General features: G+C 73.0%; 15 protein-coding genes and 1 pseudogene. 12 read left to right on the forward strand and 4 right to left on the reverse strand.

What is annotated here, in order from left to right; genetic code table 11:
• Positions 1 to 40: 40 nt before the first annotated feature.
• Positions 41 to 3,799 (reverse strand): S8 family serine peptidase, encoded by a 3,759-nt coding sequence (locus AB0D46_RS18165; RefSeq protein WP_362878485.1) that lies wholly within the window; start codon positions 3,797 to 3,799, stop codon positions 41 to 43.
• 199 nt (positions 3,800 to 3,998) lie between these two features.
• On the opposite strand from AB0D46_RS18165, the gene AB0D46_RS18170 reads away from it, so the two are divergent.
• Both AB0D46_RS18170 and AB0D46_RS18175 read left to right on the forward strand, forming a co-directional pair.
• Positions 3,999 to 4,976 carry a helix-turn-helix domain-containing protein gene (locus AB0D46_RS18170; protein ID WP_362878488.1) on the forward strand — a complete coding sequence of 326 codons (978 nt, stop codon included), beginning with the start codon at positions 3,999 to 4,001 and terminating at the stop codon, positions 4,974 to 4,976.
• Positions 4,977 to 5,000: 24 nt separating this feature from the next.
• Complete coding sequence (locus tag AB0D46_RS18175) at positions 5,001 to 5,480, forward strand: DUF456 domain-containing protein (protein ID WP_362878489.1); 480 nt, start codon at positions 5,001 to 5,003, stop codon at positions 5,478 to 5,480.
• A 385-nt stretch (positions 5,481 to 5,865) separates the two neighbouring features.
• Here the strand turns inward: AB0D46_RS18175 and rsgA are convergent, their stop codons facing one another.
• Positions 5,866 to 6,972: a ribosome small subunit-dependent GTPase A gene (gene rsgA / locus AB0D46_RS18180; protein ID WP_362878490.1), complete on the reverse strand. Its 1,107-nt coding sequence runs from the start codon at positions 6,970 to 6,972 to the stop codon at positions 5,866 to 5,868.
• Between the two features lie 397 nt (positions 6,973 to 7,369).
• Here rsgA and AB0D46_RS18185 point away from each other — a divergent pair.
• Positions 7,370 to 7,636 (forward strand): annotated as a pseudogene (locus tag AB0D46_RS18185) (VOC family protein); the annotation flags it as partial.
• 23 nt (positions 7,637 to 7,659) lie between these two features.
• Here AB0D46_RS18185 and AB0D46_RS18190 read toward each other — a convergent pair.
• Both AB0D46_RS18190 and AB0D46_RS18195 read right to left on the reverse strand, forming a co-directional pair.
• Entirely contained in the window at positions 7,660 to 8,466 is an 807-nt protein-coding gene (locus tag AB0D46_RS18190; RefSeq protein ID WP_362878492.1) for a helix-turn-helix transcriptional regulator, read from the reverse strand.
• 56 nt (positions 8,467 to 8,522) lie between these two features.
• Positions 8,523 to 9,638: a YihY/virulence factor BrkB family protein gene (locus tag AB0D46_RS18195; protein ID WP_362878493.1), complete on the reverse strand. Its 1,116-nt coding sequence runs from the start codon at positions 9,636 to 9,638 to the stop codon at positions 8,523 to 8,525.
• A 17-nt stretch (positions 9,639 to 9,655) separates the two neighbouring features.
• On the opposite strand from AB0D46_RS18195, the gene AB0D46_RS18200 reads away from it, so the two are divergent.
• From AB0D46_RS18200 to cysD, 9 genes are all read left to right on the forward strand, one after another.
• Positions 9,656 to 11,299, forward strand: coding sequence for an acyl-CoA dehydrogenase family protein (locus AB0D46_RS18200; RefSeq protein WP_362878494.1), 1,644 nt, complete (start codon positions 9,656 to 9,658; stop codon positions 11,297 to 11,299).
• Between the two features lie 376 nt (positions 11,300 to 11,675).
• Positions 11,676 to 13,004 carry a GAF domain-containing protein gene (locus AB0D46_RS18205; RefSeq protein WP_362878508.1) on the forward strand — a complete coding sequence of 443 codons (1,329 nt, stop codon included), beginning with the start codon at positions 11,676 to 11,678 and terminating at the stop codon, positions 13,002 to 13,004.
• A 5-nt stretch (positions 13,005 to 13,009) separates the two neighbouring features.
• Positions 13,010 to 13,573 carry a GNAT family N-acetyltransferase gene (locus tag AB0D46_RS18210; RefSeq protein ID WP_362878496.1) on the forward strand — a complete coding sequence of 188 codons (564 nt, stop codon included), beginning with the start codon at positions 13,010 to 13,012 and terminating at the stop codon, positions 13,571 to 13,573.
• Positions 13,574 to 13,850: 277 nt separating this feature from the next.
• Positions 13,851 to 13,934 (forward strand): putative leader peptide, encoded by an 84-nt coding sequence (locus tag AB0D46_RS18215; protein ID WP_309550570.1) that lies wholly within the window; start codon positions 13,851 to 13,853, stop codon positions 13,932 to 13,934.
• 215 nt (positions 13,935 to 14,149) lie between these two features.
• Positions 14,150 to 15,856 carry a nitrite/sulfite reductase gene (locus tag AB0D46_RS18220; protein ID WP_362878497.1) on the forward strand — a complete coding sequence of 569 codons (1,707 nt, stop codon included), beginning with the start codon at positions 14,150 to 14,152 and terminating at the stop codon, positions 15,854 to 15,856.
• Positions 15,853 to 16,032, forward strand: coding sequence for a hypothetical protein (locus AB0D46_RS18225; RefSeq protein WP_362878499.1), 180 nt, complete (start codon positions 15,853 to 15,855; stop codon positions 16,030 to 16,032). Before AB0D46_RS18220 ends, AB0D46_RS18225 begins: the two co-directional genes overlap by 4 nt.
• On the forward strand, positions 16,029 to 16,730 hold the full coding sequence (locus AB0D46_RS18230; RefSeq protein ID WP_362878500.1) for a phosphoadenylyl-sulfate reductase: 702 nt from the start codon (positions 16,029 to 16,031) through the stop codon (positions 16,728 to 16,730). The genes AB0D46_RS18225 and AB0D46_RS18230 overlap by 4 nt, the downstream gene beginning before the upstream one ends.
• Positions 16,731 to 16,774: 44 nt before the next feature.
• Positions 16,775 to 17,320 (forward strand): adenylyl-sulfate kinase, encoded by a 546-nt coding sequence (gene cysC, locus AB0D46_RS18235; RefSeq protein ID WP_362878510.1) that lies wholly within the window; start codon positions 16,775 to 16,777, stop codon positions 17,318 to 17,320.
• Positions 17,317 to 17,978 (forward strand): sulfate adenylyltransferase subunit CysD (gene cysD, locus AB0D46_RS18240; RefSeq protein ID WP_362878502.1); only part of this gene is annotated, 662 nt, incomplete at its 3' end. The genes cysC and cysD, both read left to right, overlap by 4 nt.

A 17,978-nucleotide genomic window follows, 5' to 3' on the forward strand; every position in this document is an offset into this window, starting at 1 on the left:
GCCGCCGCCCGGTGGACCCCCCGCCCTCCGCCCGTACGGGCTAGCGGACTTCGTACGCCCGGGTGACCGTCTGGGTGACCGTCGCGCCGTTCGCGTCAGCCAGTTCGACCTTCAGCGACACCGCCTTGCCGGAGGCTCCCGCATGGTCGACGACGGCCGTCCACCGGCCGCCCCGCTCCGTGGTCCTCGCCGCCGTCCAGGTCTCGCCGTCGTAGGAGTAGGACAGCTTCGCCGACGTGAGCGCTCCCGGCGCGTAGCCCGCGTGCCCGGTGACGCCCAGTCCTATGCTCTGACCGTTCGCCGCGGCGACCGTCTTCATCCCGTCGAGCGGGGCCGCGTACCTCGGGAAGAGGACGGGCAGGCCCTGCGAAGGGGCTGCCGGGTCGAGCTTCGAGGGGAAGCCCCAGGTCGTGCGCACCGCGGTGGAGCGTTGCCAGGTGCGGGCCGGCGAGCCGATCTTCTCGATGAACTGGGTGAGTTCGTAGCGGCCGGCGTCGGCCGGCACCTCGAACACCCCGGACGGGTAGGCACTGTCCCCGATGACCTGTCCGTCACGCACGAGTTGGAGCCCGCCGATGTCACCGAAGGCACCGGGCTGCGCGGAGTGCGTGCCGTCCCCCCACATCGCGGGGGCGAAGCCGATCAGGTTGCCCTGCCGTTCCGCGGCGAGGGCCTCCTTGCCCGCGGCGTCACGGGGTGCGACGGGCCCGATGACCCCGTCGTACCAAGTGGCGCTCGTCCTGCTGCCCTTGGCGTAGGTGCGCTGCGCGCCGGTCATGAACTCGCCCCAGGGGAAGCTGCTGGAGACGAGCTGCTCCCAGCTGGTGTCCCCGGCGCTGTGGTATTCGGTGCGCGTGCCGGGCGCCGCGACGGTCTCGAACCCGCCGAAGTACACGGCGCTGCCGATCGGCCGGTAGGCCCCCGACAGGTCGACGAAGTCGGCTGCCACGCCCATGGAGTGATAGGTGGAGTCGACCTGCCCCAGCTCGCGGTCGCGCACCCGGTAGGTGCGGTCGGACGCGATCGGGCCGCTCTCGGGGAACGCGAGGCTGTAGAGGTAGGGACTGTTCGCGGTGCCCTTCCATTCGAGCGTGACGGGGCCCGCCGCGAGTCGGGCGAGCAGTGCGCGGCCCTCGGCGGACTCGATGGTGAGGGTGGGGAGGGCGCCGCCGGCGTAGCCGGTGGAGGCGACCCAGCGGCCGGGGTTCTCGCGGTGGGCGAGGACCCCCTTGGCTCCCGCCGCCTTGGCGGCTCCCGCCACCTCGTGGAGTGCGCCGTCCGTGGCCTTCACCAGGACGATCGCGTCCTTGACGCCCGCCTCGGCGAGTTCCTCGGGGGTGCCGGAGCCCGCGTCGACGAGGCGGGCCCGGCCGGTTCCGTCGAGGTTGTCGCTGCCCGTGGAGGCGGTGATCGGGTGGAGCGCCGGGCCGCCGGTGACCTTCAGTGCGGAGATCAGCGGGGCGGCTGCCCGCCAGTAGCCGGTGAACTCGAACTCCCCGTTCTTCGCCCGGCCTTCGACCGACGCGTAGTAGCCGCGGATGGTCCGGCCGCCCATGGCGGTGCCCGCGTGCAGCCAGGTGTCGTCCCAACTGCGGGCGAATCCGAGGGTGGTGTTGCGGGCTTCGACCGGCTTGTCGGCCTCGATGGTCAGCCGGCCGGCCTTGCGGGCGTCGAGGACGATGGTCGTGTCCTTCTCCACCTCGGTTTGCGGGCGGCCCAAGTAGGTGAGGGAATCGATGAGTTCGGCCCCCTCTCCCGCGTCGGGGGTGCCGACGAACGCGGAGAGGAAGTAGGCGCCGGGGCGCACCCGGTAGACCTGGTCGACGGAGCCCTCGTTGAAGCGGCGTTCGCCGGAGGCGTCGTCGGTGCCGATGACGTCCAGCGAGGAGGGGCCGCCGGCGGGCCGGCCCGCGCGGTCGATCAGTTTGACGCGCAGGGTGACGGTCTCGGGTTCGACGTACAGGGAGAAGGGGGTGGAGACGCGCACGCCGCCCGCCGTGGCGACGACGCGACCGGTGACGTCCCCGTACTGGGAGCGCTCCAGCTTCGCCGCCGGGTCGAGGTGGAGCGGCACCTTGACGGTGGCTCCGGCGGGGACGGTGACCGTGCGCCGGTCGAGTCGGGCGACCGGGGAGCGGACGGCGGAACCGTCGTTGCCGGTGACCTTCTCGACGCCGAGGCTCAGGGTGACGGGCCGGGGCCCGGTGTTGGTGTACGGGACCTCGACGCTCGTGCGGTCGCTGCGGTCCTGCGGCCAGTCGTACGTTCCGCCCTGCACGGCGGGGGCGCCGGTGACGGTGGTGTCGACGGCGGCCCTCACGTCGAGGCGGCCGCCTCCGGTCTGCCGTACGTCCCCGGGGACACCTGTGTTCGCGGAGCCGACGAGGGCGGCCTTGATCTGCTGTCCGCTCCACTCGGGCCGGCGTTGCTTGACGATGGCGGCGGCCCCGGCGACGTGCGGGGTGGCCATCGAGGTGCCGGACATGGACTGGTAGGCGTACACGCCTCGACCGCCCGCGGCGGCGGCGGAGATCCCGACGCCGGGGGCCGCGATTTCCGGCTTGAGGGTGTGGGCGGGTCCGGCCGGGCCCCGGCTGGAGAAGCCGGCGGTGGTGTCGTCGCGGTCGACGGCGCCCACGGTCAGCACACCGGGGGCGCAGCCCGGCGAGGAGACCGTGTTGTTGCCGGGGCCGGAGTTCCCGGCGGCGACGACGAACAGGGTTCCCTGCTGCGAGAGTTGCTCGGCCGCGGTGGCGAGCGGGTCGTCGCAGGCCGTCCGTGAGGGGTCTCCGAGGCTCATGGAGACCACGTCGGCCTTGCTCGCCGCGGCCCATTCCATCCCGGCGATGATCCACGAATCGAGGCCGTAGCCCTGGTCGTTGAGGACCTTGCCGCTGAGCAGCTCGGCGCCGGGCGCGACGCCCTTCTTGGCGCCGCCGCTCGCGACCCCCGATCCGCCGACGGTGGAGAGGGTGTGGGTGCCGTGGCCCTGCCGGTCGGTGTCCGTGTCGGAGTCGGTGAAGTTCTTCGACGCGGCGACGCGGCCCTTGAGGTCGGGGTGTTCGAGGTCGGTGCCGGTGTCGAGGACGGCGACCTTGGTGCCGGCGCCGTCGAGTCCGGCGGCCCAGGCGGCGGGGGCGTTCACCTGTCGGGTGGAGCGTTCCAGGTTCGCCCGGACCTTGCCGTCGAGCCACAGCTTCTTCAGTCCGCCCGCGGCGCGCGCGGCGCCGGCGGCGGAGACGTCGGCCCAGAACTCGGCGGCCCGCTGCTTGTCGGCGGCCAGCGCGACGGCCCCGATGGAGCCGAGGACCAGGGAGCGGTCGGCGCCGCGGGGCGCGGGCGGGGTGTTGCGGGCGACGGCGACGGAGCCGTCGTACACGGCGATGAGCGGCAGCTTCTCGCTGTGGGCGTCGTCGTAGCCCTGCCGGATCAGCCCGGTGACGTTGAAGAGCTCCTCGTCGACCCGCCCCGCGGCCAGTGCCTTGACGGCGCTCTCGGGGTAGACGTAGACGTCCTTGCCGCTCTGGCGCGTCTGCACGACGGGCAGGCTGCCGTCCTGTCGGGGCATCGCGGTGGCGGCGGTGCGGCCGGCGGCGTCCGTGGAGACCAGCACGCGGTCCCCGGTGACGAGGGTGACGGTGACGGGCGCCGCGGGCCGCGCGCCCGCCGCCCCGCTCCCGACGAGTGGTCTCGGTCCCGGCGGTCCGTCGCTCGGCAGTGCCGCGGACGGGCCGACTGCGGTGACGGCGAGGACGGCCGCTGTGGCCGCCCCGACTGCCGTTCGCGATATCGGGCGCATCGCTCTCCCCAGGTGAATTCCGGCCAACTGCTCTTTTGCACGGCATAGCTGACGTACACGTGGCCTCTGGCCGGTGGATGGTGGTGCTGCGGTGGCGACACCTTGGCAGAGGGGCGGGAGGTGCGGCGATGATGTCGGCGGCGGGTTTGCGCCGTGGCCGCTTCCCGCCAGGAACGGCACTGAGAGTGGGGTGGACGGGTTGCTGGGTGCGATAGGTCTGGACGAGGGGCAGGAGTCGGCGTACCGCGCGCTGGTGGCGCTGGGCGCGGCGGAGGTGCCCGACCTCGCGCACCGGCTGACGCTGCCGGTGCCGCAGACCGAACGGGCGTTGCGACACCTGGAGCGCCAGGGGTTGGCCGCACAGTCCTCAGCGCGGCCCGGACGCTGGGTGGCGGCGCCGCCCGGGGTGGCGCTCGGCGCGCTCCTGACCCAGCAGCGGCACGAGCTGGAGCAGGCGGAGCTGGCGGCGGTGCTGCTGGCGGAGGAGTACCGGGCCGAGGCGGGCGAGATGGCCGTCCACGACCTGGTGGAGGTGGTGACGGGGGCCAGTGCGGTGGCGCACCGCTTCCACCAGCTCCAGCTGGGCGCGACGCAGGAGGTGTGCGCGCTCGTCAGTGGCCGGCCGCAGGTGGTGACGGGGACGGAGAACGAGGCCGAGGAACGGGCCTCGGTGCGCGGGGTGGAGTACCGGGTCGTGATCGAACGGCGGGTACTGACCCTGCCGACCGGGATCCGGGAGGCGTCGACGGCCCTGGCGCGCGGCGAACGCATCCGGGTGACGGGCGAGGTCCCGACGAAACTGGTGATCGCCGACCGGACGCTGGCGATGGTCCCGCTGACCGCGCGGGGCGCGGAGCCGGCGGCCCTCGTCGTCCACGCGTCGGGACTGCTGGAATCCCTGCTCGGCCTGTTCGAGGCGGTGTGGAGGGAGTCGCTGCCGCTGCGGCTGGGCTCGACGGGCTGCGCGGAGGAGGGGGACGGCGGCCCCGACACCACCGACCTGGAGATCCTCTCCCTCCTCCTGGCCGGCATGACGGACGCGAGCGTCGCCAAGCACCTGGAACTGGGACTGCGGACGGTGCAGCGGCGGGTGAAGGGCCTCATGGAACTGGCGGGCGTCACGACCCGGCTCCAGCTCGGCTGGCACGCCCACGAGCGGGGCTGGGTGGCCCGATAGCCCCCCGTCGGTCACCCTGAGCAGATGGAGCTGCCTCAGCTGGTCCTGGTGGGGCTGGTGTTCCTGCTCGGGGTGCTCGGCGTACTGGTCCCGGGCGTACCGGGAACCTGGCTGGTCTGGGCGGGCGTCCTGTGGTGGGCGCTGCACGTACGGTCGGACGGGGCGTGGGTGTTGCTCGCCTCCGCGACGGGGCTGTTGCTGGTGGTTCAGGTCGTGAAGTGGCTGCTGCCGCCGCGGCGGATCCAGGGTCTGGGCGTCACGCCCGCGATGGCCGCGTGCGCGGGCGGGGGCGCGGTACTGGGCTTCGTCCTCGTCCCGGTGGTGGGGGCGGTGCCGGGGTTCATGGGCGGCATGTACCTCTACGAGCGGCGACGGCTCGGCACGCACAGGGCGGCGCGGGCGGCGGTCCGCACCGGGATGCGGGCCGCGGGAACGAGCGTCCTGGTGGAACTCCTGGCCTGCCTCCTGATCACAGCCGCCTGGCTCACCACCACCCTGACCTGACCCACACGGGCCCCCGCGCCTCAAAGGCCGGCGAGGCCGGGTTCCCCGATCCGGCCCGCTGATCGAACACGACGGGCACAACCCCTGGGTCCCCCGCGCCTCGAACGCCGGCGGGGCCGAATGAATGAGGCCGGAGGAGGAGAGCCGCAGGTCGGGGTCGGGGACGGGGTGGGGTGTCGTCCGGGGCTCAAACGTGATTTGTTGGCGCGCGGTGCCGCCCGGCAAACGAAGCTGCGGACAGGGCGCCATGAATCATGCCCGCCCCGGACGACACCCCACCCCGGCACCGGCCCCGACCCACCCGCAGCCCCCACCGGCACCAGTACCCGCCCCCACCCCCCGCGGCCGGGGCCCCGAGCGAGCGGGACCCCGACCCCCGGCACCGTTACGCGCGCCCGTTGCGCTTCGCCGCGTAATTGGCCCGGCCCTCCGCCGACTTCAGCCGCCAGTCGCGGCGGATCTCCGACCGCAACCGCGCGTCCGTCTTCGCCACGATCCGCTGGTTCTCGCGCAGCAGCTTGCGGTAGCTCTCCAGCCGCCGCTCCGACAACGCCCCCGACTCCAGTGCGGCCAGCACCCCGCACCCCGGCTCCGCCTCATGCGCGCAGTCGTGGAAGCGACACCCGGCGGCGAAGTCCTCGATCTCCGAGAAGACCTGCCCGACCCCCACCTCCGCGTCGAACAACCCGACGCCCCGCAGCCCGGGGGTGTCGATGAGGACGCCCCCGCCCGGCAGGGCGAGCAGGTTGCGGGTGGTCGTGGTGTGCCGGCCCTTGCCGTCGATGTCACGCGTGGCCCGGACCTCCATGACGTCCGCACCGAGCAACGCGTTCGCCAGCGTGGACTTGCCCGCGCCGGAAACACCCAGCAGCACGCTCGTCCCCTCGGCGACGATCGCGCCGAGCACATCGGTGCCGTCCCCGTGGTGCGAGGAGACGGTGAGCACCTGCACCCCCGGCGCGGCGGTCTCCACGTCCTCGACGAGGTGCGCGAGGGTCACCGGGTCCGGAACCAGGTCGGCCTTGGTCAGGACGACCAACGGCTGCGCCCCGGACTCCCACGCCAGCGCGAGGAACCGCTCGACGCGCCCCAGGTCGAGTTCGACGGCGAGCGACACCGCGATGATCGCGTGGTCGACGTTGGCGGCGAGGATCTGCCCCTCGGAGCGCTGCGAGGACGTGGAGCGCACGAACGCGGTCCGGCGCGGCAGGTACGCCTTCACGTAGCGCGGGTTTCCGGACGCCTCGACGGCGGCCCAGTCGCCGGTGCAGATGACCCGGAGCGGGTCGTGGGGGGTGACGAAGGCGGTGTCGGCGCGGACGGCGCCGTCCGCGGTGACGATGTCGCACTGGCCGCGGTCGACCCGGACGACCCGGCCGGGGACGAGTCCCTGGGCGGCGTACGGGGCGAAGGCGGCGGCCCAGGCTTCGTCCCACCCGAGGGGGGTGAGGGCGTGCGCGAGGGAGGCCTGCGGGAAGGAAGAGGAAGTCAAGGGGAACCCTTCACAGGGTGGCCCCGGCAGCGTGCGCTCGTCGGCGCGCGGAAGTGGTGTGAGGTCAGCCGGAGACCACGGAGGTGACATTGATGGTCTTCTGAGTGCGGGCAGTGCCCTGCGCCATGACAGTCATCAATGAACTCACCTCCGGATCGGCTGCACGCTGCGCTCCCGCACCGCTCGGCGGGAACGGGTTCACGTTAACAAGCGCCCGCCCGCCCCCGCCACCTCTTTTTCCACGGCCCGCCCCGTGAGGAGGCCGATGGCGGTTGGTGCGCGGCGACGCGTGCGATGCGCGGCGATGTCCGTTTCGTTCAAGACGGCGCCCGGCGCGGCTGCCTAGCCTGCTGCCATGACTCCACGACTCGACATGATCGGCATCGTCGTCTCCGACATGGCCGCCTCCCTCGCCTTCTACCGTCGTCTCGGACTGGACGTGCCGGCCGGCTCCGCGGACCAGCCGCACGTCGAGGCCGTCCTCCCCGGGGGCCCGCGGGTCGCCTGGGACACCGAGGAATCCATCCGCGGCATCGACCCCTCCTGGACCCGCCCGGTCGGTGGCAACCGGGTGGAGTTGGCCTTCCTGTGCGATTCCCCGGCCGAGGTGGACGCGCTGTACGCCGAACTGACCGGCGCGGGACACGAGGGCCACATGAAGCCCTGGGACGCGTTCTGGGGGCAGCGCTACGCGGTGGTGCTCGACCCGGACGGCTCCGGGATCTCGCTGTTCGCGCCCTCCGACCCCGCGTCGCCCTCCGACCCCGCGTCGCCCTCCGACCCCGCGTCGCCCTCCGACCCCGCCGCGCCCTCCGGCCCCGCCGCGTAGGCCCGCGGGGTCGTCCCGGCCAGGGCCCGCACCTCCCGGGTGAGGTGCGCCTGGTCCGCGTACCCGGCCAGGGCGGCCACCCGGGCCGGCGGCAGCCCGCGCCGTACCAGGGTCAGCGCCCGCTGCAAGCGCAGCACCCGGCCGAGGGTGCGGGGGCCGTACCCGAAGGCGTCGAGGGAGCGCCGGCGCAGCTGCCGTTCCCCGAGGCCGACCGCCGCGGCGATCCCGGCGACCGACTCCCCGGCCCGCAGCCGGTCCGCCACCTCGGCGACGAGGCGATCGGGTGGCCCGACGGCCGCGGCCCGGACCCGGGCCAGCTCTTCGAGGCCCTCACGGGGGTCCTCGTACCCCCCGACGCCTTCGGTGAGGCGGCGCACCTCGGCGCCGGGCCACAGCCCGGCCAGCTCGACCCGCCGGTCGCGCAGCTCGTGGGCCGGTACGCCGAGCAAGGCCGGCGCGGTGCCGGGGGCCAGGCGGAGCCCGGCGAAGGCGCCGCCGGGAACCTCCCCGGCGGGGTGCGGTCCGGTGTCGGGCCCGGCGACCAGGAGCCGGCCGCCGACCCACAGCAGGTCCATGCAACCGTCGGGCACCACCACGGAGCCGGTCCCGCGGGCCCGCCACACGACGGCCCCGGGCACGGCCGCGGACGGCGCCTCCTCGTACATGCCGCCAGGTTAGGCGGCCCGCCGTACCGCCGGGTCAGCCGGCCCGCGCCGGGTCCTCAGTGCTTGCGGAGCCGGGAGGTGTAGTCCTCCGGCGGCAGGAACTTCGACCAGCGTTCGGGGAACTCGGAGGGCATGCCGGCGTCCTCGTCGTCCTCGGACTCCCCCTCGGCCAGCGCCCGCCAGGCGGCGGCCCGGGCGACCAGTTGGGCGGCCTCCGCCTCGCGGACCCGCTCATTGGCCTCGCGGGCCGCGGCGGTGGCCACCGAGGGCCAGACGCGGTCGATCGCGGCGTTGACGGCCGCGCCGACGAGCACGGCGAACGCGGAGATGCCGATCCACAGCAGGATCGCCACGGGGGCGGCCAGCGACCCGTAGATCGTGGGCCCCTCCACGGTGTTGGTCAGGTAGATCCGCAGCAGGAAGGAGCCCAGCACCCACATCGCGAGGGCGACGAGCGCGCCCGGCACGTCCTCGATCCACGGCGAACGCACCGGGACGGAGACGTGGTAGAGGGTGGTCAGGAAGGCGATGGAGAGCAGGGTGACCGTCGGCCAGTACAGCACCGCGATGACCTCCGTGCTCCACGGCAGCAGCCGCACGACGGCGTCGGGTCCGACGACCATCAGCGGCAGCACGATCGCGCCGATCAGCAGGGCGATGATGTAGAGGAGGAAGGCGAGGAGCCGGGTCTTGACGATGCCGCGGTGCCCGTCGAGGCCGTACATGACGGTGATGGTGTCGATGAAGACGTTGACGGCGCGCGATCCCGACCACAGGGCGAAGGCGAAACCCAGCGAGATCAGGTCGGGCCGGCCGCGGCTGGTGACGTCGTCGAGCATGGGTTTCGCGACGTCGTTGACGCCCCGGTCGGACAGGATCGTGCCGACCGCGCGCAGGATGTTCTCCTCGATGCTCTGCACGGACTGGGTGTCGGTCCAGCCGTCGACGTAACCGAGCAGACCGAGCAGACCGAGGAAGAGCGGCGGCAGCGACAGCAGCGTGAAGAAGGCCGCTTCGGCGGCCAGTCCGAGGATCCGGTACTCGATGCACGAGTTGACGGTGTCCTTCAGCAGCAGCCAGGCCATCTTCCGCTTCGAGACGTTGCGATAGAGGGCGCGGGCCCGGTGGAGCCGTCCTGGGATCCGCTCGGGTGTTTCTTTTGCTGGCTGCACGTCCTTACGGTATCCGCATGGCAGCCACCACCCACACAGTCAGCAACCAGGCCCCGCCCCTGGTGGGCCACGAGGTCTACCTCGGCGACCGGGCCCTCACGGAGGGCGTGGAACGGCACCTCGCCGACGCCGCCCCCGAACTCCGCGACGAGGTAAGGGAGGAGCTCACGACGCTCGGGCGCGCCGCGGGCTCCTCCCAGGCGCAGGACTGGGGGACGCAGGCGAACGAATGTCCGCCGAAGTTGCGCACCCATGACCGGTACGGGAACCGGATCGACGAGGTGGAGTTCCACCCCGCCTGGCACCGGCTGCTGGGCCACGCGGTGACCTCGGGGCTCACCGACGCCTGGGGCCGACCGGCGGGGCACCTGCGCCGTGCGGCCGGGTTCTTCCTGTGGTCGCAGGCCGAGGCGGGCCACGGCTGCCCGGTCTCGATGACGCACGCCGCGGTCCCGGCGCTGCGCACGGATCCGGAGCTGGCCGCCGAATGGGAGCCGCGGCTGACCTCGCACGTGTACGAGGAGGGCCTGCGTCCGGCGGCGCTCAAGGGCGGCGTGCTCTTCGGGATGGGCATGACGGAGAAGCAGGGCGGCAGCGACGTACGGGCGAACACGACGGTGGCGGCGCCGCTCGACGCCTCCGGGGAGTACCTGCTGACGGGCCACAAGTGGTTCTGCTCGGCGCCCATGTCCGACGGGTTCCTGGTGCTGGCGCAGGCACCGGGCGGGCTGAGCTGCTTCCTGGTGCCCCGGGTGCTGCCGGACGACACCCGCAACGTGTTCGCGATCCAGCGGCTGAAGGACAAGCTGGGGAACCGGTCGAACGCGTCGAGCGAGGTCGAGTTCGACGGGACCTGGGCGCGGCGGGTGGGCGAGGAGGGCCGGGGGGTGCGCACGATCATCGAGATGGTCGCGGCGACCCGGCTGGACTGTGTGATCGGCTCGGCGTCCCTGATGCGGCAGGCCCTGTCCCAGGCCGTCCACCACGCGGAGCACCGCTCTGCTTTCGGAGCACCGCTCGTCGACCAGCCGCTGATGCGCAACGTGCTCGCCGACCTCGCCCTGGAGTCCGAGGCGGCGACCGTGCTGACCCTGCGCCTGGCGGCGGCGTACGACGCCGACACCGAGCAGGAGCGGGCCTTCCTGCGCCTCGCGGTGCCCGCCGCGAAGTACTGGGTGACCAAGCGGTGTACGCCGATGGTCGCCGAGGCCCTGGAGTGTCTGGGCGGCAACGGCTACGTCGAGGAGTCCGGGCTGCCCCGACTGTTGCGCGAGTCCCCCCTGAACTCGATCTGGGAGGGCTCCGGCAACGTGCAGGCGCTGGACGTGCTGCGGGCCCTGCAACGCGAGCCGATGGCCCTGAACGCGTTCCTCCAGGAGGTCGGCCTGGCCCGGGGCGCCGACCACCGGCTGGACGCCGCGATCAAGAACCTGCTCACCGAGCTGGCCGACCTCGACGGCATCGAGGCCCGGGCCCGGCGGGTCGTGGAGCGGATGGCCCTGGTGTTGCAGGGGTCCCTGCTGGTCAGGTGGGCTCCGCCGGAGGTGGCGGACGCGTTCTGCGCCTCGCGGCTCGGCGGGGACTGGGGCGCGGCGTTCGGGACGCTGCCGCACAGCCTCGACCTGGCGTCGGTGGTGGAGCGGGCGCGGATCGAGGTCTGACGGGGGCGCCGCCCCGGTCGGGGCGCGGCCGGAAACCGCTGGCACGGGCGCGGACCACGGGCTGGGAGCGGTCCCCAAACCGCGCAGCACCGGGATCCGGGCCCGTGGAGGTGGGACCGGGGGTGGCGCCGCGCCGACTCGGCACCACCCCTGATCCGAGAAGCCCCGAGGAAGGAGCTGTCACGCCGCTCGGCGGCGTGCCGATAGTTTCGGTCGGACGACCGGGGCTTGGCGAGAGTTGCATACCGTTGCAACCCTCGGTTCGGAGAGCGCCCGCCGCACGTGCCCGGGGAAGGTCATGTGCGCGGGGCGGGCGGCTCCCGCAGTACGTCCTGTTCAGCACGGGGAGGTTCCGGTGGCCAACACCGCAGGCGGCATGGCCGACGTGGCACGCATCTCGGCCATGGACGCGCGCGACGCCGCGCGCCTGCTGAAGGGGGTGCGGGCCGCCGCGCTGGCCGGGCGGCGACCGCCCGCGGCCCCGCGCCCGGAGATCGCCGAGTCCTGGCGGCGGATGCTGGCCGGCGGGGTGCACCCCGACCGGGACGCCCGCTCGCGCGTGCTGTCGGCCGCCGAGACGCAGGAGCGGCGGCAGGTCTCGCCGCTGCGCGAACTCCTGCCGGTGCTCCGCGAGGGGCTGCTGCCCGCGTTGGACGAGGCCCTGCACATCATGGTCGTCGCCGACGCGGACGGCCGGCTGCTGTGGCGGGAGGGGCACCCCTCGATCCTGCGCAAGGCGGACCGGCTCGGATTCGCGGTGGGCGCCGACTGGGCGGAGGCGGTCGTCGGGACGAACGGGGTGGGCACCGCGCTGGTGGTCCGGCGTCCGGTGCAGGTCTTCTCCGCCGAGCACTTCGTCTCCAGCCACCACGACTGGACCTGCGCGGGCGCCCCCGTGCGCGACCCCCGGGACGGGCAGCTGCTGGGCGTCGTCGACGTCAGCGGGCCGCTGGCCACCATGCACCCCGCCACCCTGGCGTGGGTCAGCTCCGTGGCCCGCCTGGCCGAGCGCGAGCTGCGGGTGCGGCACCTGGAGTCGCTGGAGCGGCTGCGGGCGGTCGCGGCCCCGCTGCTGGCCCGGCTGCCCGGCCGGGCGCTGGCCGTGGACCCGCACGGCTGGACGGCGGCGGTGGCGGGCCTGGCGCCGGCGGACCGGATACCGCTGCCGAAGACCCTCGGCCCGGGTCGGTTGTGGCTGCCGCAGCTGGGGGACTGCGTTGCGGAGCCGCTGCCCGGCGGCTGGCTGCTGCGGATCGCGGAGCCGCGGGCGGCCGCCGCCCCGTTGAGCCGCGTCGTACTGGACCTGAGCCGGCCGCGTTCCTGGTCGGCGACCGTGTACGGGGCCGCCGGCAGCTGGTCCCAGGAGCTGAGCCCGCGCCACGCGGAGCTGCTGTTCCTGTTGGCGGAGAGCCCGCGCGGGCGCTCGGCGGCGGAGCTGGCCGCGGAACTGTTCGGGGACCCCACGCGCACGGTGACGGTCCGGGCCGAGCTCTCCCGGGTCCGCCGCCACCTCGCGGGGGTGCTCACGCACCGGCCGTACCGCTTCGCGCAGGACGTGGAGGTGGAGCTGGTCCGGCCCCGGGATCCGGCGGAACTGCTCCCCCACTCCACCGCCCCCGCCGTGGTCCGGGCCCGGCAGGGCGGCACGGCCGGCACGGGCGGCCGGGGCACCCCGGAGGGGCCGGCGGGGGATGTGGTTCCCTGAACGGCATGAGCACCATCACGCTGACCACCTGGTCCCTCGAAATGACCGCGCCCGGTGATCTGGTCGCGGCGGCCGTACCCGGCCCCGAGGTCCGCATCGAGCGGGCGGAGGTCCCCTCGCCCGAGTTCAGCCGCTACCTGTACGCCTCGGTGGGCGGCGACATCCACTGGACGGACCGGCTGTCGCTGACCCGTGCGCAGTGGGTGGAGCAGTTGGAGCGGCCCGGCGTGGAGACGTGGGTGGCGTACGAGCGCGGCACCCCGGCGGGGTACGTGGAACTGGATCCGCAGCCCGACGGCGTGGTGGAGATCATGTACTTCGGACTGCTGCCCGACTTCCGGGGCCGGCGCATCGGCGGGCACCTGCTGACGGTCGGAACGGCCCGTGCCTGGGACCTCGCGTCCCGCTGGCCGGACCGGGAGCCCACGCGGCGCGTCTGGGTGCACACCTGCAGCCAGGACGGTCCGACCGCGATGGAGAACTACCGGCGGCGCGGCTTCGAGGTCTTCCGCACCGAGACCGAGGAGAAGCAGGACGGCCCCACCCCCGGCCCCTGGCCCGGCGCGTAACCGTCCGGGCAGGGCGGCCGGGAGGCACACCCCCGGCCGCCGTTCCCTCCACCACACCGCGGCCCACACCCCGGCCCACCCGCCGGACCCCGCCCGCCGTGACGTCCCCGGCCGGGCCGGAAACAGCCGTTCCGCGGGCTCCTCCCGAGCCGCCGCCGGCGGCCGTGAAGTACCCGAAGACGTGACCCCCGTCACCGCGTCCCACGATTCGGGACGAGTTCGTCCGCATGATGGACAGTAGTGGACTCCTCCAATCGGGGCATGACACGCTTCCGCCATGAATGGAGCTGGAATTGCCTTGGTGAGTCGGCGGCACGTCGACCTCGGCCGCATGTCCAGCGCCATCTGTCCGGCGAGCTGACGGAACCAGCCACCGCCGCACGTCGACGTCGCCCCCACTGAAGCGGGCGCGTCGACCACGTAAGCCCCCTGAAGGTCGAATACCGCCCCTGCCTGCCGGCAAAACCGGCCAAAGGCGGCATTTCGACCGCACCTGCTCAGCGTCGCCGGTCCGACAGGGGCGCGCCGCCACCTCCCCTGCCCTTGCCCCGAGCCGCCGAAGAAGGACGTACCGCCATGGCCGCCACCCCCGAAACGCCCGCAGCCGCCCCCGCAGCCGCAGCGCGCCGCAAGACCGGCCGTCACCGCGGCGAGGGTCAGTGGGCCGTCGGACACCACACGCCCCTCAACGGCAACGAGCAGTTCAAGAAGGACGACGACGGTCTCAACGTGCGGACGCGCATTGAGACGATCTACTCCAAGGCGGGCTTCGACTCGATCGACCCCAACGACCTCCGCGGCCGCATGCGCTGGTGGGGCCTCTACACCCAGCGCAAGCCCGGGATCGACGGCGGCAAGACCGCGATCCTGGAGCCGGAGGAGCTGGACGACAAGTACTTCATGCTGCGCGTGCGCATCGACGGCGGCCGGCTGACCACCGAGCAACTGCGCGTCATCGGCGAGATCTCCGAGGAGTTCGCGCGCGGCACCGCGGACCTCACCGACCGCCAGAACGTGCAGTACCACTGGATCCGGATCGAGGACGTCCCCGAGATCTGGCGCCGCCTGGAGGCCGTCGGCCTGTCCACCACCGAGGCCTGCGGTGACACGCCCCGCGTCATCCTCGGTTCCCCCGTGGCCGGCATCGCGCAGGACGAGATCATCGACGGCACGCCCGCCATCGACGAGATCCACCGCCGCATCGTGGGCAACCCCGACTTCTCGAACCTGCCCCGCAAGTTCAAGTCCGCGATCTCCGGTTCGCCGCTGCTCGACGTGGCGCACGAGATCAACGACATCGCCTTCGTCGGCGTGAACCACCCCGAGCACGGCCCCGGCTTCGACGTCTGGGTCGGCGGCGGCCTCTCCACCAACCCCAAGCTCGGCGTCCGCCTGGGCACCTGGGTCTCGCTGGAAGAGGTGCCGGACATCTACGAGGGTGTCATCTCGATCTTCCGCGACTACGGCTACCGCCGGCTGCGCAACCGCGCCCGCCTGAAGTTCCTCGTCGCCGACTGGGGTCCGGCCAAGTTCCGCCAGGTCCTCCAGGACGAGTACCTGGGGCGCGAGCTGACGGACGGCCCCGCGCCCGAGCAGCCCTCCGGCCAGTGGCGCGACCACGTCGGCGTCCACCAGCAGAACGACGGCCGCTTCTACGTCGGCTTCGCGCCCCGCGTGGGCCGCGTGGACGGCGCCACCCTGACCAAGATCGCGGACGTGGCCGAGCAGCACGGTTCGGGCCGGCTGCGGACCACCGCCGAGCAGAAGATGGTCGTCCTCGACATCGAGGCCGACCAGGTCGACTCGGTGGTCGCCGCCCTGGAGTCGCTCGACCTCCGGGTCAAGCCGTCCCCGTTCCGGCGCGGCACCATGGCGTGCACCGGCATCGAGTTCTGCAAGCTGGCCATCGTCGAGACGAAGGCGCGCGGTGCCTCGTTGATCGACGAACTGGAGCGCCGCCTGCCGGACTTCGCCGAGCCGATCACCATCAACATCAACGGCTGCCCGAACGCCTGCGCCCGCATCCAGGTCGCGGACATCGGCCTCAAGGGTCAGCTCGTCCTGGACGACGACGGCAACCAGGTGGAGGGTTACCAGGTCCACCTGGGCGGCGCCCTCGGCCTGGAGGCCGGCTTCGGCCGCAAGGTCCGTGGCCTCAAGGTCACTTCGGCCGGTCTGCCCGACTACGTCGAGCGGGTCGTCACGCGCTTCCAGGAGCAGCGCGAGGACGGCGAGCGCTTCGCCGCCTGGGTCACCCGCGCCGACGACGAGGCCCTGTCATGAGCGAGCGCGCGGCCCCGTTCCACTGCCCGTACTGCGGTGACGAGGACCTGTTCCCCAACGAGGCCGGTCACGGCGCGTGGGAATGCAGGGCCTGCAACCGAGCCTTCCAGCTGAAGTACCTCGGGCTGCTGTCCCGGGGTGTTCGGTCCAACAGCGCTGGAGGGGACGAGATATGACGACGGTTCAGGGAACCCGGGACTTGAAGGAACTGGCCGAGCGGGCGGGCCGGGAACTGGAGGACGCCTCCGCGCTGGACATCCTGCGCTGGGCGGCCGACACCTTCGGTGAGAAGTTCGCCGTCACCTCCTCCATGGAGGACGCGGTCGTCGCCCACCTCGCCTCCCGGGTCCGCCCCGGCGTGGACGTGGTCTTCCTCGACACGGGTTACCACTTCGAGGAGACCATCGGGACGCGGGACGCGGTGGAGGCGGTGATGGACGTCAACGTCATCACGCTCACCCCGCGGCGGAGCGTCGCCGAGCAGGACGCCGAGTACGGCCCGAGGCTCCACGACCGGGATCCGGACCTGTGCTGCGCGCTGCGGAAGGTTCAGCCCCTGGAAGAGGGCCTGACCGGCTACGCGGCGTGGGCGACGGGGTTGCGGCGCGACGAGTCCCCGACCCGGGCGAACACGCCGGTGGTCGGGTGGGACGAGAAGCGGCGCAAGGTCAAGGTCTCGCCGATCGCCCGCTGGACGCAGGCGGACGTGGAGGCCTACGTCGCCGAGCACGGCGTCCTCACCAACCCCCTGCTGATGGACGGCTACGCCTCCGTCGGCTGCGCCCCGTGCACCCGACGGGTCGCCGAGGGCGAGGACGCCCGGTCCGGCCGCTGGGCCGGTCTCGGCAAGACCGAGTGCGGACTGCACGGCTGATGACGGACACCACGAACACCACGGAACCGACGGAGAAGAACCAGATGAGCGTGAGCGACCAGGGCGCCACCGTGTGGCTGACCGGGCTGCCCAGCGCGGGGAAGACCACCATCGCGTACGCGTTGGCCGAGCGGCTGCGCGACGAGGGTCACCGGGTGGAGGTCCTCGACGGCGACGAGATCCGTGAGTTCCTCTCCGCCGGCCTGGGTTTCTCCCGCGAGGACCGGCACACCAACGTGCGGCGGATCGGCTTCGTCGCCGAACTCCTGGCGAGCAACGGCGTGAAGGCGCTGGTACCGGTGATCGCGCCGTTCGCGGACAGCCGCGAGGCCGTCCGCAAGCGGCACGCCGTCGAGGGCACCGCGTACCTGGAGGTCCACGTGGCCACCCCGGTCGAGGTGTGCTCCGTACGTGACGTGAAGGGCCTGTACGCCAAGCAGGCGGCGGGCGAGATCTCCGGTCTGACCGGGGTCGACGACCCGTACGAGGCCCCGGAATCCCCGGACCTCCGTATCGAGTCGCACACGCAGACCGTGCAGGAGTCGGCTTCGGCCCTGCACGCGCTGCTCACCGAGAGGGGTCTGGCATGACCACCGCCGCGCACCTGCACACCGGTTCCGGTTCCGACGCGCCCTACGCGCTGTCGCACCTGGACGCCCTCGAATCCGAGGCCGTGCACATCTTCCGCGAGGTCGCGGGCGAGTTCGAGAAGCCGGTGATCCTGTTCTCCGGCGGCAAGGACTCCATCGTCATGCTGCACCTGGCGTTGAAGGCGTTCGCGCCGGCGCCGGTGCCGTTCACGCTCCTGCACGTCGACACCGGGCACAACTTCCCCGAGGTCCTGGAGTACCGCGACCGCACCGTCGAACAGCACGGACTGCGCCTGCACGTCGCCTCCGTCCAGGACTACATCGACGCCGGCAAGCTCCGCGAACGCCCCGACGGCACCCGCAACCCGCTGCAGACCCTCCCCCTCACCGAGGCCATCCAACAGCTGGGGTTCGACGCCGTGTTCGGCGGCGGACGCCGCGACGAGGAGAAGGCCCGCGCCAAGGAACGCGTCTTCTCCCTGCGCGACGAGTTCTCCCAGTGGGACCCCCGCCGCCAACGCCCCGAACTGTGGCAGCTCTACAACGGCCGCCACGCCCCCGGTGAACACGTCCGCGTCTTCCCCCTCTCCAACTGGACCGAGCTCGACGTGTGGCAGTACATCGCCCGCGAGGACATCGAACTCCCCGACATCTACTT

It is taken from the genome of Streptomyces sp. NPDC048383 (genome assembly GCF_040651775.1).
Classification (GTDB): domain Bacteria; phylum Actinomycetota; class Actinomycetes; order Streptomycetales; family Streptomycetaceae; genus Streptomyces.

Coding starts and splice junctions, on each gene's coding strand:
- AB0D46_RS18220 (WP_362878497.1), top strand. CDS start 14,150: ATGGCCGCCACCCCCGAAACGCCCGCAGCCGCCCCCGCAGCCGCAGCG.
- AB0D46_RS18190 (WP_362878492.1), bottom strand. CDS start 8,466: ATGTACGAGGAGGCGCCGTCCGCGGCCGTGCCCGGGGCCGTCGTGTGG.
- AB0D46_RS18175 (WP_362878489.1), top strand. CDS start 5,001: ATGGAGCTGCCTCAGCTGGTCCTGGTGGGGCTGGTGTTCCTGCTCGGG.
- AB0D46_RS18230 (WP_362878500.1), top strand. CDS start 16,029: ATGACGACGGTTCAGGGAACCCGGGACTTGAAGGAACTGGCCGAGCGG.
- cysC (WP_362878510.1), top strand. CDS start 16,775: ATGAGCGTGAGCGACCAGGGCGCCACCGTGTGGCTGACCGGGCTGCCC.
- AB0D46_RS18200 (WP_362878494.1), top strand. CDS start 9,656: ATGGCAGCCACCACCCACACAGTCAGCAACCAGGCCCCGCCCCTGGTG.
- AB0D46_RS18205 (WP_362878508.1), top strand. CDS start 11,676: ATGGCCGACGTGGCACGCATCTCGGCCATGGACGCGCGCGACGCCGCG.
- AB0D46_RS18225 (WP_362878499.1), top strand. CDS start 15,853: ATGAGCGAGCGCGCGGCCCCGTTCCACTGCCCGTACTGCGGTGACGAG.
- AB0D46_RS18165 (WP_362878485.1), bottom strand. CDS start 3,799: ATGCGCCCGATATCGCGAACGGCAGTCGGGGCGGCCACAGCGGCCGTC.
- AB0D46_RS18215 (WP_309550570.1), top strand. CDS start 13,851: ATGAATGGAGCTGGAATTGCCTTGGTGAGTCGGCGGCACGTCGACCTC.
- AB0D46_RS18210 (WP_362878496.1), top strand. CDS start 13,010: ATGAGCACCATCACGCTGACCACCTGGTCCCTCGAAATGACCGCGCCC.